This is a genomic window from Flavobacterium longum (assembly GCF_965137575.1).
Lineage (GTDB): Bacteria > Bacteroidota > Bacteroidia > Flavobacteriales > Flavobacteriaceae > Flavobacterium > Flavobacterium longum.
Map to the genome: position 1 here is coordinate 289,442 of NZ_CBCRZJ010000002.1, position 16,691 is coordinate 306,132.

Consider the following 16,691-nt stretch of genomic DNA (forward strand, 5'->3'; position numbering starts at 1 on the left):
AATTTTTTAACCACAATGGCGCTATACCGTCGTTTCTTCTGCCTTCATCGGTGAATTAGGCATAATTACTTGTTTTTCATGGGGTTGGACGTGTTTGTCCTAAAAGTATCTTACCCCTAAATACGTATTGTACAGCCTTGTGGAAAAACACATTTTTGAGTATCTCAAATTTGATGGTATGAAAAAGCTGGCCCTTTCCCTAATCGTTCTGTTCGGTTTGCAAAGCTTCGCGCAGGTCGGAATCGCAAATACAGATCCTAAAGCCCAACTGGACATTTCGGCTTCGAATATCGCTACACCAGCCAACACGGACGGTATTCTCATACCGCGCGTCAATGCGTTTCCGGCCGTGAACCCCACCGCCAACCAAAACGGCATGATGGTTTTTCTGACGACTGTCGTCGGGAGTAACCAGCCCGGATTTTATTATTGGGACAATGCGTCCGTGAGTTGGGTTGGCGTGGGAAAAAATACTTCCAATGCCTGGGGTTTGACGGGAAATGCCGGAACATCGCCAGCCACGAATTTCATCGGAACCACCGACGGTCAACCGCTCATGTTTAAAATGGGTGCCAGTAAGGCCGGAAGTATCAGCGGCACCGGTATCCATTTCGGAATGGATGCCGGGCAGAACCTCACCAATGCCGGTGGGTTCAACTCGCTTTTTGGCGCCTCCGCAGGACAAAACAGCACCACGGGAATAGACAATACTTTTATTGGATGTTTCAGCGGTGCCAGTAATATTTCGGGCGCTGAAAATGTATTTGTCGGGAAGTTGGCAGGCGGGTTGGCCGGGGCTGGATCAAAAAATGTTTCGCTCGGGGTGTCTGCCGGACGGTTGTTCACAGGAGACAATAATGTCGCGATCGGCTATTTTGCTGGTGCAGGATCGTCGAATGCGAGCCGGATGACCATGGTTGGGAGCAACGCCACGGCAGGCGGCTTTGCCAACGCGACTGCGATTGGTGCAGATGCTTCGGTTGGAGCAAGTAACAGCATGGTATTGGGTAGTATCGCCGGGGTTAACGGCGCAACCAGTTCAGTCAACGTTGGCATCGGGACAACGACCCCGCAAGACAGGTTGCACGTGGCCGGCAACATCCGGATGGTAGATGGAAATCAGGCGGCAGGTAAAGTCTTGACCAGTGATGCGAACGGTACGGCCACTTGGCAGAATGCGTCGGCGAACGCCTGGGGTTTATTGGGCAATTCAGGAACGGTTCCGGGAACAAATTTCGTCGGGACATCAGACAATCAAGACTTGGTCTTTAGGCGTAATAATGTCGTCTCCGGAAGGCTCGCAATCTCCAATACTTCGTTTGGTGCATCTTCATTCATTTCAAATGGAGGCTTTTCGAATTCCGCATTTGGCGCCAATACATTGACGCTCAACACTGCCGGTTTCCTGAATGCTGCCTTTGGGAGCGGCGTTTTGGAGTCAAATGTCGACGGACACAACAACTCTGGTTTTGGGGCGAACGCGCTGCGGGACAATGTTGATGGTTTTTACAATGTCGCAGTGGGCCGATCTGTGCTTGAAAATAACATCAGTGGCGACCAGAACACCGGTATAGGAAGTTATTCGCTTTCAAGCAATACTAGCGGAGACAACAATATTGCCATCGGTATGCAAGCCTTGAATACCAACACTACGGGTTCCTTCAACACTGCCATCGGGTACAACTCAGACGTTTCGGCTGCAGGCCTTACCAATGCCACAGCGTTTGGCGCAAATGCCCAGGTTGCGGCTTCCAATGCACTGGTGCTAGGCAGTATTAGTGGCTTCAATGGTGCATCCGTAACCGTAAATGTAGGCATCGGCACCACGACACCCGCCGATCGTCTCCACGTGGTGGGCAACATCCGTATGGTAGACGGGAATCAAGCTTCCGGTAGGGTATTGACCAGTGATGCCAACGGAACGGCCACTTGGCAAAATGTATCAGCCAATGCTTGGGGAATCAACGGCAATGCAGGCACATCATCGGCTACGAATTTCATCGGAACGATAGACAATCAGGACGTTATTTTCAAGCGCAACAACGTTTTGTCTGGCCGCTTGGGCAACAATAGTACATCATTCGGTGTCGATGCTTTGTCCGGGGCTATGTTGAATGACAATACCGCATTCGGTTTCAATGCGCTTCGCGTGAATTCTGTAGGTAACAATACGGCTTTCGGCAGTCGGGCGCTCCAGGCCAACACCGTTGGAACAGACAATGTTTCCGTGGGTCATTTAGCCTTGTCGTCAAATAGTATAGGTTCAAATAATACGGCGTTGGGCAAGAGCGCGCTTGGCAACAGCACTGCTGCAGCGAATAACGTGGCCATCGGGCATAGTGCATTGAACACGAGTTTATTCAGTAGCCAAAGCACCGGTGTGGGTTATTTGACTGATGTGGGCAACAACAGCAACAGCACGGCTATTGGCGCGCGCGCGATGGCAACAACGTCAAACGTGATGGTTTTGGGGAGCATTGCAGGTGTAAACGGCGCTACAAGTTCCGTTAATGTAGGTATCGGGACAACATCGCCGCGAACTGAACTTGACATTGAAGGCACAAATGTGGTGACAGCCAGCGCCACGCCGGGCATCTTGAATGTGATGAGCAACAACGTGCAAGGCATTGACGTGGGCGGCTCGATTTCCCTTGGCGGCTACCGAGACGATGCCGGAACGGTGTACCGGGTTTTCGGCACCGTCGAAGGTCGAAAGGCCAATGCCACCAGCGGAAGCAGCGACGGTTACCTGTCGTTCAAGACCAACTCGGGGGGCATACTCAATGAAAGACTCAGGATTACGGCAACCGGCGATGTAGGCATCGGGACGGCAGCACCGGGCGGCCAATTCGAGCTGTCGTTGAATGAAGGCCGCAAACCGGGCACGAACACGTGGACGATTGTATCCGACGCCCGGTTGAAAGACGTTTCCGGCGTTTATGAGAAAGGTCTTGCCGACATCGCACAACTCCGGCCGGTGCGGTACCATTACAAAAATGTCGGCGACCGGAAGTTTGAGCAGAAAGTGCTCGATGAAGAATTCCCTGGTTTCCTCGCGCAGGAAGTGCGGCAGATTTTCCCGGAAGCGGTGGGCACGGACGCAGATGGTTACCTAAACTTTAATATGCACGCCATTTTGATTGCGTCGGTCAATGCGATACGTGAACTGAACGATAAAAATGCCGCGCTGGAGACAGCAGCAGCAACGCAACAGGAGAAAATCAACCAGTTGGAAATGGAACTTCAAGAGCAAAAACGATTACTGCAATCGATTCTGGAAAAAGTCGGCCAATAAAAAAAGGCAGCCCGAAAGCCGCCTCTGTATTTTTACATCCGGTTTTTATGACAGTAAATCAACGATGGCCGACGGAAACAAACCCATGCCAACATTGAGTATAATGGCAACCACGGCCACGATGTAGTAGGCCACGGGAACCGATTGTTTCTCGGCTTCGGCATCTTTGGTGTACATAGCCAGGATCAATTTGAAATAATAGCCGACGCTCACAATCGAGTTCACCACACCAGCAATCACCAAAGCGAGATAGCCGCCTTCAACCGTTTGCGTGAACAGCATGAACTTCGCGAAGAAGCCTGCGAAAATCGGGATACCAGCCATCGATAACAACGCAAAAGTCAACACCGCGGCCATTACTGGGTTGGTTTTGCCAAGTCCATTGAAGTTGACGATGTTCTCATTGTCTTTGTCCTTACACACATAAATGATGACGGCAAACGATGCGATGCCCGACAACGCATAGGCTGCGGCATAGTAGAGCAGTGTGCCTGGAGAAACGGTCAGGTTCAGTAAAAACAGCAGCATGAAGCCTGCGTGTGAAATACCCGAGAACGCCAACATCCTTTTGACGTTTTGTTGACGCAAGGCCAAGAGGTTGCCCACGGTCATAGACAATACCGAAATGATTCCGATGACCCATTCAAAACGCAAATCGGTTTCGGCGTTCAGGCCGCTCACGAGTTTGTACAGCGACGCAATGGCCACAACCTTTGCCAGCGTGCTCATGAGTGCGGTAGTCAACGATGGCGAGCCTTCGTAAACGTCTGGCGCCCAAAAGTGGAATGGTGCCGCGGCTACTTTGAACAGCATCCCAATCACCATCATGCCCAGACCGATATTGAACCACTGCGGAATCAGTCCTGATTTGGACAATTCATAGATTTCGGCCACATCGAACGAACCCGTCGCACCGTAAATCAAGCAAATCCCGAACAGGATAAACCCTGAAGCGAACGAACCCATCAGGAAATATTTCATGCCGGCTTCGTTGCTTTTCAGGCTCAAACGGTTGCTGCCGGTCAACACGTAAAGTGCAATCGACAGGACTTCGATACCCAAGAAAAACATGGCCAGATTCCCGAACGACACCATCGCGACGGCACCGGCCAACAAGAAGATTTTCATGGCAATATAGTCTGACAATTTTTTTGGATGTGCTTTGTAGAAATCGCCGCCGAGCAATACCAAGAACAACGTCAGGATGATGAACAGTCCCGAAAATGACGTAGCGAATTTGCTGTTGACGACCATGTTGTTGAAGCGCGAATCAGCGATCCCGAACTCGGCAACGGTAAGCCCGAGCACCGCCAAAAGACCAATCACCGTAACGGCGACAATGGCTTTACGCGCGTTGAGGATTTCCATCAGCAGGCAAATGATGCCCAATCCTATAATGGCAATGAGTGTATTCATCTAGGAATTGTATCGGTTAATGTGCGTTAAAATATTTTCAAGGCTTGGGGTGACCATATCTGTAAATGGTTTCGGGAAAAAGCCGAAGCCAAGCAATACGGCAATCACCAACACCATAAGCAGACCTTCGTTGAACGTTACCTCGGCGAAAGGTTTTGCATTCGCTTCGCCGAGCATGACGCGCTGGAACATCCGGAGCATGTATACTGCGCCGAGAATAATCGTCAAACCGCCCAACACGGCAAACACCATGTCAATCTGCGACAAGCTGTACAACACCATGAATTCGCCCACGAAGTTGAACGTTGACGGCAAGGCGACCGATGCCAACACCAGAATCATGAACATCGACGCAAATTTACTCGCCTGGATCCTGATGCCGCCCATATCTGCAATCGTACGTGTTTGGTAACGGCGGTAGATGATTTCTGCGGCGAAGAACAAGCCAACGATCACGAAACCGTGTGCAATCATCTGCAAGACCGCGCCTTTCAAACCATCGAGCGTCAAAGTATAACAACCTGCGGCAATCAAGCCCACGTGCGCCAATGATGAATAGGCAAGCAGGCGTTTCAAATCTTTCTGGCGAAGCGCAACGATTGATCCGTAAATCACACCGGCGATGCTTACGCCAAGCAATATCGGCAACCAGGCTTTGGCGGCCAACGGCGCGATGGGCAATTGCCAACGGATGACACTGTACAAGCCCATCTTGAGCATGATGCCCGAGAGCAACATGGTACCCACGGTTGGCGCTTTCTGATAAACGGCAGCTTGCCACGTATGGAACGGGATCAGCGGAATCTTGATGGCGTAAGCCGCGAAGAATGCCAGGAACGTCCAGTATTGTTCGCGCTCCGTGAGGTTGACTTCGGCCAGATCTTCCCAAAGGAAACTGCCGGTTTTTTGATAGAGATAGGCAAATGCTGCCAGCATGAAAAGCGATCCGGCAAAAGTGTAGATGAAGAATTTTACGACGGCTTTCTTGCGTTCTTCGGCATCGCCGTTACCCCAAAGCAGTGCGATGAAGTAAATCGGGACGAGCGCCAGTTCCCAGAAAATATAATATAAAAGTCCGTCGCCGGCCAGGAATGTGCCACACATCGCAAAGGCCATGAAAAGCATCAGTCCGTAAATGGCGCGTGCATTCTTAAAGTCGGTGCCAAAACCTGAATAGACAATCAAAGGCATCAATGACGTGGTCAGTAAAACCATCACCAATGACAGGCCGTCGCCCAAAAAGGCCAGGTTGATTTGCGGGTTGGAAATCCAGACACTTGAGAAACTCACATCGGCACCATTGTTTGCGCTTGCCAACAGCGCAATCGTAGCGGCAAATGCGCCCACGCTGAACAACAACGCAACTTTCGACGCGAGTTTGTCGCCGCTCAAGTAAGTAGCCAGCGCGCCGAGGAGCAGAATAATCAGTATTGTAGTTACGTCCATTTTTGGTTTGTTATGCTAGGAATAGATAAGTCAAGATGCTGCAAACGCCCAGTACGAAAGCAAAAAGGTAATACCCGATGTTGCCGTTCTGCATGGCTTGGCCTTGCGTGCCGATGGAATTCGCCATTCTGCCCCAGCCATAAACGAAGCCCGAAAGCGCGCGTTCCAAGACATCGCGGAAAAAGCGAGACAAAGCGTGCAACGGTTTTACGAACAAGGCGTTGTACAATTCATCGACATAATATTTGTGGTATAGCACCTTGGCGAATCCGGAGATATTTTCATCAGATTCCGGCACTTGTGATTGCTTGATGTATTTGGCGTATGCGATGCCGATGCCGACAAGCGCACCAACCGTAGCAATGCCCATGAGCATATACGCCGTGTTGTCCAGATGGTGTTCGCCGTGTCCTACTTTGTCCAGGAACGGAGCCAGATAATGGTTGAGCCACGTGCTTCCCGGAAGGTTGATGGCGCCACCGATGGCCGCGAGAATCGCAAGGATCACCAACGGAATGGTAATCAATGCCGGGCTTTCGTGCAGGTGGTGTTTTTGGTGTTCGGTACCGCGGAAGTCCTTGAAGAACGTCAGGTACATCAATCGGAACATGTAGAATGCGGTCATGATGGACGCAATCGAGCCGATAACCCAAAGCGGAATGTTGTGGTGGAATGCGGTCAGCAAGATTTCGTCCTTGGACCAGAAGCCAGCCAACGGGAATATCCCCGAAATCGCCAACGACGAAATCATCATCGTCCAAAACGTAATCGGCATGGCCTTTTTCAAACCGCCCATGTTGCGCATGTCTTGTTCGCCGTGCATCGCGTGGATCACTGAACCCGAGCCAAGGAACAAGCAAGCCTTGAAGAATGCGTGCGTGATTACGTGGAAAACGGCGACTTCGTAAGCACCGCAACCCAGCGCGAGGAACATAAGTCCCAACTGCGAAACGGTAGAATAGGCGAGTACTTTCTTAATGTCGTTTTGAACCAAGCCAATCGTTGCGGCCATCAATGCAGTGAACGCACCCACAGCGGCAATCACGGTCTGTATTTCAGGTGCAAGGTCAAACAGGAAGTGCATTCTGGTGACCATGAAAATACCGGCGGTAACCATCGTCGCGGCGTGGATGAGCGCCGAAACCGGAGTCGGGCCTGCCATTGCATCCGGAAGCCAGGTGTACAAAGGAATTTGCGCCGACTTTCCGCAAGCGCCGATGAATAAGGCCAATGCCGCTGCTCCCAACCAATACGGGCTGACTGCGCCGGATAAAATGGCTTGTTTCAAGGCAACATAATCCAGTGTTTTGCATGTAATTGCTAGGATAAAAATACCAATCAGGAAGCCCAAGTCACCAATGCGGTTCATGATGAAGGCTTTCTTGGCGGCATCGTTGTAATCCTGATTCTTGTACCAGAAGCCGATGAGCAAATACGAGCACAAACCAACGCCTTCCCAACCGATGAACATCACCAAAAGGTTGCTGCCCGAGACGAGCGCAATCATGAAGAACACGAACAGGTTCAGGTATGCAAAGAACTTGTGCAGGTTTTCGTCGTCGTGCATATACGAGATAGAGTACATGTGAATCAAAGATCCGATTCCGGTAACGAACATCAGCCACAACAATGAGAGTTGGTCTAATTGTACGCCCACATCGACGGTAAAATTCTGGAAGGAAATCCAATCAAAGAGCGATACGTTGATGGGTTGCCCCGATTGCGACACTTGAAGGAAGAAATTCAACGTCACGGCAAATGACACGGCCACTGCTGCGGTGCCAAGCCAACCAGCAGCGGTTTTCCCGAGTTGCTTCCCAAAAAAGACGTTGATGACAAACCCGGCGAGCGGAGACAAGAGTAAAAGTAAAATCATGCTGTTATCCATGCGGGGTTATCCTTTTAAGTTTTTCAAATTGTCGATGTCAATCGAACCGAGGTTTCGGAAAATGGCCACCAAAATCGCCAATCCAACCGCTACTTCTGCAGCGGCTACGGCCATCGAGAAGAACACGAACACTTGTCCTTGCGCGTCTTGGTGATACGTAGAAAATGCCACAAACAACAGGTTCACTGCGTTGAGCATGATCTCGATTGACATGAACATGATAATGGCATTGCGTCGGTACAGTACACCAAAAACGCCGATGCAGAACAATAAAGCCGACAGGAAAATGTAATTCTCAATGCCGATATGTTGCAGGATATTTTCCATCAATCCATCTGTTTTTCTTTCTTAGACAATAGTACCGCACCAATCATGGCTACCAAAAGCAGGATCGATGCAAACTCAAACGGTACCATGAAGCCGCCTTCCTGGTCGCTGAGCAATACCTGCCCGAGTTTTTTGATCGATTGGTAATCTTCGCCCGATACTACATATTCCGGTGCCACGGTTTGTTGTGCCCGGACGAATGCGGCCACCAGCACCAAACCTACCAGGCAGGCCGAAACCGTTGCGGCCATTTTCGTGACCAATGGTTTGTGCGGTTCGTCTTCCTTGTTGAGGTTCATGAGCATGATCGTGAAGAGAAACAACACCATGATGGCGCCGGCGTACACGATGATGTGGACGATGCCCAGGAATTGTGCATTGAACAAAAAGTAATGCGCCGCAATCGAAAAAAAGCAGATCACCAAGTAAATGGCGCTATGGATCGGGTTCTTGCTGATGATCGTCAAGAGCGCCGTGCCCAAAGTCACTGCCGACAGTACGTAAAAAAGGATGAGTAAGTTATCCATATTAAGCTTTGGTGTTGGCAATGGCCATTTCAAGCGGCATCACCAGTTTGTCTTTTCCGTAAATGAAATCCTCGCGGGTATATTCGGTGTGTACGAGTTCTTTTGATTTGGTCAGGTAAATGGCCTGTTTTGGGCACGCTTCCTCACACAGTCCGCAGAAAATGCAACGCAACATATTGATTTCGTAAATCGAGGCGTATTTCTCCTCACGGTACAAATGCTTTTCTTCGGGTTTGCGCTCTTCGGCCTTCATCGTGATGGCTTCGGCCGGACAAGACAACGCGCACAATCCGCAGGCGGTGCAACGCTCGCGTCCTTGATCGTCACGCATGAGCATGTGCTGGCCGCGATACACTTCGCTCCGCGGACGCACTTCTTCCGGATATTTAATGGTCACCTTGCGCTTGAACAAGTGCCTGATCGTAATGAACAATCCCTTGACGATGGCCACCAGGTATAGCCTTTCTATGAAAGACATTTCCTTGTTGGAAACCTGTTTTTTACGTCCCGATAATGAAATCGTTTCTATTGACATTTTGTTGTTTTTTTAGGAGCACAGCAGCGCTCTTGCTATCTTGTTTCGTCCCGCTTTCGGCTTTATATTTTTTCCGGTTCTCGATACACGGCTGCGCCGCACTCGAACCCGCAAAAAAGGATACCGCCTCCATCGGGGCTATTCTTCAAATCCCGTATTCTATCAGGCCTACTTAAAAGCCAGCATACAAACTCCCGTCACCACGATATTCACAATCGCCAACGGGATCAAAATCTTCCAGCCCAGGTTCATCAACTGGTCATACCTAAAGCGCGGAATCGTCCAGCGCACCCACATATAAAAGAAGATGAATCCGCAAATCTTGATGAACAACGCTAAAATCCCTAAGATGTTCGCCGTATTCACGCCCCAGTTTTCAATCGCCCATGCCATCCCCGGATAGTTGTAACCACCAAAGAACAGCACCGACAACAACGCCGAGGAAATGAACATGTTCGCATATTCCGCAAACAGGTAAAAGCCCATTTTCATGGACGAATATTCGGTGTGGTAGCCGCCAATCAATTCCGATTCACATTCCGCCAAGTCAAATGGCGTCCGGTTGGTTTCGGCAAATGCACAAATCAGGAAAATCAGGAACGATACCGGCTGGTACAACACGTTCCAACGCCATTCGCTTTGTTGTGCGGCAATCTCTTTCAGGCTCAAGGTTCCGGTCATCATCAACAGCGCAATGATTGACAAGCCCATCGCCACTTCATATGAAATCATCTGCGAAGACGCACGCACGGCGCCCATCAACGAAAACTTGTTGTTCGATGCCCATCCGCCGATCATGATGCCATACACGCCCACAGACACCACGCCGAACACATACAAAAGCGCCACGTCGATATCCGTTGCCTGTAAAATAATTTCACGTCCGCCGATGATGAGCTTGTCGCCCCACGGCATCACCGCGCTGGTCATCAAAGCGGTACTCATGGCAATGGCTGGCCCAACGATGAACAGGAAACGGTTCGGGGTATTTGGGAAAAACTCTTCTTTCGAGAACAATTTCAATCCGTCGGCCAATGGTTGGAGCAATCCCCAGACACCGGCCCGGTTAGGCCCGATGCGGTCTTGCAAAAATGCGGCAACCTTGCGCTCGGCCCAAGTGGAATACATCGCCATAACCATCGTAATGGCGAAAATGGCGGTGATGAAAATACTTTTTTCTATGATGAACGCACTATCCATGTTTCGGGTCTATTAGGTTTCCGTCGATTCCTTCGTTGTAATCGATCTCGGTCATACTGATTTTCTTGCGGTCTTCATCGCGGCCCAACAGAATGTTCTTTTCGGTCTCGATCACCACTTTATCCAGTTTGCGCGTGTAGTTGTTTTGGTTGATGACCGAGTCTTTTTCAAACTTGCGCGGTCCTTCAATCACCCAGTCGTTTACATCTTTCTTGTCGAAACGGCAGGTGTTGCAGATGAATTCATCCACTTCGTGGTATTCGTCCTTGCGGCCCGTCACACGCTGTATCTCGTCGCCGAACATCCAGACGGTTACTTTTCCGGAACACGTCGGGCAGTCGCGGTGCGCATCATAAGGCTTGTTGAACCAAACCCGAGATTTGAATCGGAAGGTCTTATCGGTGAGCGCGCCCACCGGGCAAACGTCGATCATGTTGCCCGAAAATTCATTGTCGATCGCCTTGGAAATGCAGGTGGAAATGTTCGAGTGGTCGCCGCGGTCCATCACGCCGTGCACGCGGTTGTCGGTGAGTTGGTCGGCCACCATGACGCAACGGTAACACAAGATGCAACGGTTCATGTGCAACTGAATGTTCGGCCCGATATTTTCCGGTTCAAACGTCCTTTTCTCTTCAATGAAACGCGTCTGCGATTTCCCGTGCTTGAAGCTCAAATTCTGTAAGTCGCATTCTCCGGCCTGGTCGCACACTGGGCAATCCAGCGGGTGGTTGATGAGCAAAAATTCCGTCACCGATTTCCTGGCTTCGGTCACACGTTCAGAAGAAACGCTGTTCACTTCCATGCCATCCATGACGCCGGTTACGCAAGATGCGACGAGTTTTGGCATCGGACGCGGATCGGCTTCGCTGCCTTTGGAAACTTCCACCAAGCAGCAACGGCATTTGCCGCCACTTCCTTTGAGTTTCGAATAATAGCACATGGCCGGCGGAACACTTTCCCCGCCAATCATACGCGCCGCCTGCAGGATCGTTGTTCCTGGTTCAACGTCGATGCTTTGTCCGTCTATGGTTACTTTCATAATATTAGTTGTTAGTTGCTAGTTGCTAGTGGCTAGAAGAACCGCTAACAGACATTCAACTTATACTGTGGCTTTACTCACGAGATGTTTTACTTTTTCAAATGGTTCGTGGACGAAATGGTTCCGATCCTTGATTTTTTCAGGGAAACGAACATGGTATTCAAATTCATCCCTGAAATGACGGATGGCCGCTGCCACTGGCCAGGCTGCCGCGTCGCCCAACGGGCAAATTGTGTTGCCCTCGATTTTCGCCTGGATCGACCACAAAAGATCAATGTCTTCTTCGCGTCCGTGACCGGTTTCGATGCGGTGCAATACCTTTTCCAGCCAGCCTGTTCCTTCACGGCAAGGCGAACATTGTCCGCAGCTTTCGTGATGATAGAAACGCGAGAAATTCCACGTATTCCGGACGATACAGGTCGTGTCGTTGTACACGATGAATCCGCCGGAACCAATCATGGAACCCGAGGCAAATCCACCGTCCGACATGGATTCGTAAGACATCAATCGGTCTTCGCCATTAGCCGTTTTATAGATTAAGTGTGCGGGCAAAATAGGCACCGATGAACCGCCCGGAACGAGCGCTTTCAAAGGGCGGTCGTCCAGCATGCCACCGCAGTATTCGTCTGAGTTGATGAAATCGTACACCGAAATGCCGAGTTCAATTTCATAAACACCCGGTTTTTTGATGTGTCCGGAAGCCGAAATCAACTTGGTTCCGGTAGATTTTTCCGTCCCGATTTTGGCATATTCTGCACCGCCGTTCAAGATCATCCACGGCACGGCAGAGATCGATTCCACGTTGTTCACCACAGTAGGATTTTGCCACAAGCCGGAAATCGCAGGGAATGGCGGCTTGATGCGCGGGTTGCCGCGTTTGCCTTCCAACGATTCGATGAGCGCAGTTTCTTCGCCACAGATGTAGGCGCCGGCACCCACGTGGACGTGCAGGTCCAAATCGTATCCGGTGCCCAAGATATTTTTACCCAGCCAGCCCGCAGCATACGCTTCCTTGATGGCTTTCTCGAGGATTTTGTAAACCCACATGTATTCGCCGCGGATGTAGATATACGACAGGTTCGCCTCCAAAGCGAAACTCGATACGATCATGCCTTCCACCAACAGGTGCGGAATGAATTCCATCAGGTAGCGGTCTTTGAATGTACCCGGTTCAGACTCGTCGGCGTTGCACACCAAATGGCGCGGCTTGCCCGATTTCTTGTCGATGAAACTCCATTTCATGCCCATTGGGAATCCGGCGCCGCCACGGCCTTTCAGCCCTGAAGTCTTCACTTCGTTGACGATTTCGTCGGGCGTCATGGTCTTGAGCGCTTTCTCTACCGACGCATAGCCGCCTTCCTTACGATACACTTCGTAGGTGCGGATGCCCGGGACGTTGATCTTGTCTAATAATATTTTCTTACTCATTGTGATCAGCGTTGAAATATAGATTGACTTTTCCTGCGCGGCAATCGTCAATGATCTGGTCGATTTTTTCTTTGGTCAGGAACTCGCGGTAGGTGTCGCCCAACTGCATCATCGGGGCATACCCGCAAGCGCCGAGACATTCTACGCCACGTACTTCAAATAGGCCATCCGGAGTAGGTTCGCCGATGCCGACGCCCAGTTTCTGGCACGTGTAATCCATCAGGTCTTCCACGCCGCGCGTCGCACAGCAGGAAGTCTGGCAGAATTCAAACATGAATTTCCCGATCGGGCGGCGGTTGAACATCGTATAAAACGACACCACTTCATACACTTCCACCGGTTTGATGCGCAGGATTTCGGCCACTTTGTCCATCAGTTCGATAGAGAGCCAGTTGTCGTGCGCGTCCTGGACCTCGTGCAACACCGGCAAGAGCGCAGATTTGCGTTTGTCTTCAGGATAGTGGCTGATGAGTTCGTTGATGCGCGCCATCAGGGCATCGGTCATATTGATGTCCTGTTTGATTGCGCCGTATGTTACATGTCCGCCCATTTTCGGTTATTTTAAATTCTAAATTCTAAATTTTAAATGGAGAAGCCCGAGATAATTTAAAATTTATAATCCATAATTTATAATAATTTACGCGTCGAGTTCGCCCGCAATGACGTTTAAGCTCGACAAAATCACAATGGCATCCGAGAGCATCGCGCCCTTAATCATTTCGGGATACGCTTGGTAATAAATATAACACGGCCTGCGGAAATGCAAGCGGTATGGCGTGCGGCTGCCATCGGTAATCAAGTAAAAACCGAGTTCGCCGTTGCCGCCTTCTACGGCGTGATACACTTCGGACACCGGCACCGGCACTTCGCCCATGACAATCTTGAAGTGATAAATCAACGCTTCCATGTTGTTGTACACATCTTCTTTCGGCGGCAGGTAATAATCCGGAACATCTGCATGGTACGGACCTTCGGGCATCTTCGCCAAGGCCTGTTTGATGATGCTGATGCTTTCCCATACTTCTGCATTCCTGACACAGAAACGGTCATACGTATCGCCCGATTTGCCTACCGGAACCACGAAATCAAAATCCTCATACGAACTGTATGGCGAGGCCACGCGAACGTCATAATCTACGCCTGCAGCGCGCAGGTTTGGACCGGTAAAGCCATACTGCAACGCTTTTTCGGCTGAAATTCCGCCCACGTTTACGGTACGGTCAATAAAAATCCGGTTGCGTTCGAAAAGGTTTTCAAACTCTTTCCAGGCCGGCGGGAATTCTTCGAGGAACTTGTTGAGCAGTTCGAAGGCTTTCGGCGACCAATCGCGCTCGAAACCGCCGATGCGGCCCATGTTCGTGGTGAGTCGCGCGCCGCAAATCTCTTCGTAGATCTCGTAGATTTTTTCGCGGAACTGGAATACATATAAGAACCCGGTGTATGCGCCGGTATCGACGCCCAGGATGGAATTACAAATCAAGTGGTCGGCGATGCGCGCCAATTCCATGACGATCACGCGCAGGTATTGCGCACGTTTCGGGACTTCCACGCCGAGCAGTTTTTCGACCGTCATCCACCAGCCCATGTTGTTGATGGGCGATGAACAATAATTCATGCGGTCGGTAAGCGGCGTGATCTGGTAGAACGGACGGTTCTCCGCAATCTTTTCAAAGGCGCGGTGGATGTAACCAATAGTAGGTTCGGCTTCGAGGATGCGTTCGCCGTCCATCAACAGGATATTTTGGAAAATACCGTGCGTGGCCGGGTGTGTCGGGCCCAGGTTCAGGATCGACAATTCGGCGCCGTCGTCATTTCGCCTTTGCTTGATAATCTCGGCGTATCGGTGTTCTGGTGGTAACAAAAGATCTGACATGGCTTCGATTATAAAGGTTGGTTGGTTACGGTGCGTCCGAAGAAACGGTCGTCTTTATCCGTGCGGCCGCTGTCTTCCATCGGGAATTGCTTGCGCATCGGGAACGACACCATTTCGTCCATATTCAAAATCCTTTTCAATTGCGGATGCCCGATGAAGTTGATGCCGTAGAAATCATAGGCTTCGCGTTCCATCCAGTTGGCGCAGTCAAAAATGGTCGTTACCGTTTTTATTTCGGGATTTTCCCCGTTCAGAAATGTTTTGATGCGGATGCGGACATTGTCGATCCAGTTGTGCATCTGATACACCATCGCGAATTGCCTTTCCACATCGTTGTCGGGATAATGGATGCCGCACATCGTGGTCAGGAAATTGAACCGAAGCGTTTCGTCGTTTTTGAGGAACAACAGCAATGCGGTGATGATATCGGGCGACACCTCAAAAGTCAGCATATCTTTGGTAGGGTCGAAATCGAATACGTCATTCCCGAAGGTTGACGTCAATTTGTCCTGGATGACAGAATTTTCTAATGCCATTTATTTGATGTTATAGGAAGCGAGCAGTTCTTTGTATTCGTCTGAACTCCTGCGCCGTACCGATTCACTTTTTACGAGTTCCTGTAGTTTCATCACGCCTTCCACGATTTGCTCCGGACGCGGTGGGCAACCCGGAACGTAAACATCTACCGGGATGACTTTGTCGATGCCTTGCAACACAGAATACGTATCGAAAATACCGCCTGAGCACGCGCACGCGCCCACCGAAATTACCCAGCGTGGTTCAGACATTTGTTCGTAAACCTGGCGCAGGATCGGGGCCATTTTCTTGGAAATCGTACCCATGACCATGAGCATGTCGGCCTGACGCGGCGAGAAACTCACACGCTCGGATCCAAAACGGGCCAAGTCATAGTGCGAGGCCATGGTGGCCATGAATTCGATGCCGCAGCAAGAGGTGGCAAAAGGCAGCGGCCAAAGCGAGTTGGCGCGGGCGAGTCCAACAATATCGTCGAGTTTCCCCGCGAAGAAGCCTTCTCCGGAATAGCCTTCCGGAGCCGGTGCGTTGGTGTTTATTTTTGAATCGCTCATTGCTTGAGTTATTTTAAATTATAAATTTTAAATTCTAAATTATTTCGCAGCGGTGCCTCATTTATAATTCATCATTCAAAATTCATCCTTGTCTTTTTATTCCCATTCCAGCGCTTTCTTCTTGATGATGTAGAAGAAACCTATCAGCAAAAGCGCCATGAAAATGACCATCTTGATCATGCCGTCCATGCCGAGTTCCTTAAAGTTGACCGCCCACGGATAAAGGAAAATCACCTCTACGTCGAACAGGACAAACAGGATGGCCACCAAAAAGTATTTCACCGAAAATGGAATCCTTGCGTTGCCGACGGATTCGATCCCGCACTCAAAGTTCTTGTCTTTGTTGGCCGAATTGCGCTTTGGGCCGAGCAAACCGGAAATAGCGATGGTGCCGGCGACGAATCCTACGGCGAGCAGCAACTGCATGATAATCGGGAAGTAATCGATCTGGGTGCTTTGCATAGCGGAAACTTTTAGATAAATCAACGGCAAAGATACTTTTCCAAAATATAAAATGCAATGCATGTGCGTTTTCGTTTTGGGTTTGCGACAGTTTTACGCCTAATTTTTAATCATTATAAATAAGGACAAAAACCGATGACTTCCGGCCATAAAAAAACGCCCTTCAA

General features: G+C 50.2%; 15 protein-coding genes. 1 reads left to right on the top strand and 14 read right to left on the bottom strand.

Features of this window, described 5'->3' with window-relative positions; translation table 11 throughout:
* The first annotated feature begins 178 nt into the window (after positions 1–178).
* Positions 179–3,295: a tail fiber domain-containing protein gene (locus ACM9J1_RS04290; RefSeq protein WP_415580704.1), complete on the top strand. Its 3,117-nt coding sequence runs from the start codon at positions 179–181 to the stop codon at positions 3,293–3,295.
* Positions 3,296–3,340: 45 nt separating this feature from the next.
* On the opposite strand, the gene ACM9J1_RS04295 is transcribed toward ACM9J1_RS04290, so the two are convergent.
* From ACM9J1_RS04295 to ACM9J1_RS04360, 14 genes are all read right to left on the bottom strand, one after another.
* Positions 3,341–4,711, bottom strand: a complete 1,371-nt coding sequence (locus ACM9J1_RS04295) for an NADH-quinone oxidoreductase subunit N (protein ID WP_415580705.1) — start codon at positions 4,709–4,711, stop codon at positions 3,341–3,343.
* Positions 4,712–6,157, bottom strand: a complete 1,446-nt coding sequence (locus ACM9J1_RS04300; RefSeq protein WP_415580707.1) for a complex I subunit 4 family protein — start codon at positions 6,155–6,157, stop codon at positions 4,712–4,714. It lies immediately after the preceding gene.
* A gap of 10 nt (positions 6,158–6,167) precedes the next feature.
* On the bottom strand, positions 6,168–8,045 hold the full coding sequence (gene nuoL, locus ACM9J1_RS04305; RefSeq protein ID WP_415580708.1) for an NADH-quinone oxidoreductase subunit L: 1,878 nt from the start codon (positions 8,043–8,045) through the stop codon (positions 6,168–6,170).
* Between the two features lie 6 nt (positions 8,046–8,051).
* Complete coding sequence (nuoK, locus tag ACM9J1_RS04310; protein ID WP_415580710.1) at positions 8,052–8,372, bottom strand: NADH-quinone oxidoreductase subunit NuoK; 321 nt, start codon at positions 8,370–8,372, stop codon at positions 8,052–8,054.
* Positions 8,372–8,899, bottom strand: coding sequence for an NADH-quinone oxidoreductase subunit J family protein (locus ACM9J1_RS04315; RefSeq protein ID WP_415580711.1), 528 nt, complete (start codon positions 8,897–8,899; stop codon positions 8,372–8,374). Before ACM9J1_RS04315 ends, nuoK begins: the two co-directional genes overlap by 1 nt.
* Before the next feature lies 1 nt (position 8,900).
* Complete coding sequence (nuoI, locus tag ACM9J1_RS04320) at positions 8,901–9,434, bottom strand: NADH-quinone oxidoreductase subunit NuoI (RefSeq protein ID WP_415580712.1); 534 nt, start codon at positions 9,432–9,434, stop codon at positions 8,901–8,903.
* Between the two features lie 168 nt (positions 9,435–9,602).
* Positions 9,603–10,634 carry an NADH-quinone oxidoreductase subunit NuoH gene (nuoH, locus tag ACM9J1_RS04325; RefSeq protein ID WP_415580713.1) on the bottom strand — a complete coding sequence of 344 codons (1,032 nt, stop codon included), beginning with the start codon at positions 10,632–10,634 and terminating at the stop codon, positions 9,603–9,605.
* On the bottom strand, positions 10,627–11,673 hold the full coding sequence (locus ACM9J1_RS04330) for an NADH-quinone oxidoreductase subunit G (RefSeq protein WP_415580714.1): 1,047 nt from the start codon (positions 11,671–11,673) through the stop codon (positions 10,627–10,629). Before ACM9J1_RS04330 ends, nuoH begins: the two co-directional genes overlap by 8 nt.
* 60 nt (positions 11,674–11,733) lie before the next feature.
* A complete protein-coding gene (gene nuoF, locus ACM9J1_RS04335) occupies positions 11,734–13,101 on the bottom strand; it encodes an NADH-quinone oxidoreductase subunit NuoF (protein WP_415580715.1) in 1,368 nt (455 codons plus the stop codon).
* Positions 13,094–13,651 (bottom strand): NADH-quinone oxidoreductase subunit NuoE family protein, encoded by a 558-nt coding sequence (locus tag ACM9J1_RS04340; RefSeq protein ID WP_415580716.1) that lies wholly within the window; start codon positions 13,649–13,651, stop codon positions 13,094–13,096. Before ACM9J1_RS04340 ends, nuoF begins: the two co-directional genes overlap by 8 nt.
* Positions 13,652–13,738: 87 nt before the next feature.
* On the bottom strand, positions 13,739–14,974 hold the full coding sequence (locus ACM9J1_RS04345; protein WP_415580717.1) for an NADH-quinone oxidoreductase subunit D: 1,236 nt from the start codon (positions 14,972–14,974) through the stop codon (positions 13,739–13,741).
* A gap of 8 nt (positions 14,975–14,982) precedes the next feature.
* Positions 14,983–15,510, bottom strand: coding sequence for an NADH-quinone oxidoreductase subunit C (locus tag ACM9J1_RS04350; protein ID WP_415580718.1), 528 nt, complete (start codon positions 15,508–15,510; stop codon positions 14,983–14,985).
* Positions 15,511–16,062, bottom strand: coding sequence for an NADH-quinone oxidoreductase subunit B (locus tag ACM9J1_RS04355; RefSeq protein ID WP_415580719.1), 552 nt, complete (start codon positions 16,060–16,062; stop codon positions 15,511–15,513).
* Positions 16,063–16,158: 96 nt separating this feature from the next.
* Entirely contained in the window at positions 16,159–16,524 is a 366-nt protein-coding gene (locus tag ACM9J1_RS04360; RefSeq protein ID WP_415580720.1) for an NADH-quinone oxidoreductase subunit A, read from the bottom strand.
* Between the last annotated feature and the right edge of the window lie 167 nt (positions 16,525–16,691).

Coding starts and splice junctions, on each gene's coding strand:
- ACM9J1_RS04290 (WP_415580704.1), top strand. CDS start 179: ATGAAAAAGCTGGCCCTTTCCCTAATCGTTCTGTTCGGTTTGCAAAGC.
- ACM9J1_RS04295 (WP_415580705.1), bottom strand. CDS start 4,711: ATGAATACACTCATTGCCATTATAGGATTGGGCATCATTTGCCTGCTG.
- ACM9J1_RS04300 (WP_415580707.1), bottom strand. CDS start 6,157: ATGGACGTAACTACAATACTGATTATTCTGCTCCTCGGCGCGCTGGCT.
- nuoL (WP_415580708.1), bottom strand. CDS start 8,045: ATGGATAACAGCATGATTTTACTTTTACTCTTGTCTCCGCTCGCCGGG.
- nuoK (WP_415580710.1), bottom strand. CDS start 8,372: ATGGAAAATATCCTGCAACATATCGGCATTGAGAATTACATTTTCCTG.
- ACM9J1_RS04315 (WP_415580711.1), bottom strand. CDS start 8,899: ATGGATAACTTACTCATCCTTTTTTACGTACTGTCGGCAGTGACTTTG.
- nuoI (WP_415580712.1), bottom strand. CDS start 9,434: ATGTCAATAGAAACGATTTCATTATCGGGACGTAAAAAACAGGTTTCC.
- nuoH (WP_415580713.1), bottom strand. CDS start 10,634: ATGGATAGTGCGTTCATCATAGAAAAAAGTATTTTCATCACCGCCATT.
- ACM9J1_RS04330 (WP_415580714.1), bottom strand. CDS start 11,673: ATGAAAGTAACCATAGACGGACAAAGCATCGACGTTGAACCAGGAACA.
- nuoF (WP_415580715.1), bottom strand. CDS start 13,101: ATGAGTAAGAAAATATTATTAGACAAGATCAACGTCCCGGGCATCCGC.
- ACM9J1_RS04340 (WP_415580716.1), bottom strand. CDS start 13,651: ATGGGCGGACATGTAACATACGGCGCAATCAAACAGGACATCAATATG.
- ACM9J1_RS04345 (WP_415580717.1), bottom strand. CDS start 14,974: ATGTCAGATCTTTTGTTACCACCAGAACACCGATACGCCGAGATTATC.
- ACM9J1_RS04350 (WP_415580718.1), bottom strand. CDS start 15,510: ATGGCATTAGAAAATTCTGTCATCCAGGACAAATTGACGTCAACCTTC.
- ACM9J1_RS04355 (WP_415580719.1), bottom strand. CDS start 16,062: ATGAGCGATTCAAAAATAAACACCAACGCACCGGCTCCGGAAGGCTAT.
- ACM9J1_RS04360 (WP_415580720.1), bottom strand. CDS start 16,524: ATGCAAAGCACCCAGATCGATTACTTCCCGATTATCATGCAGTTGCTG.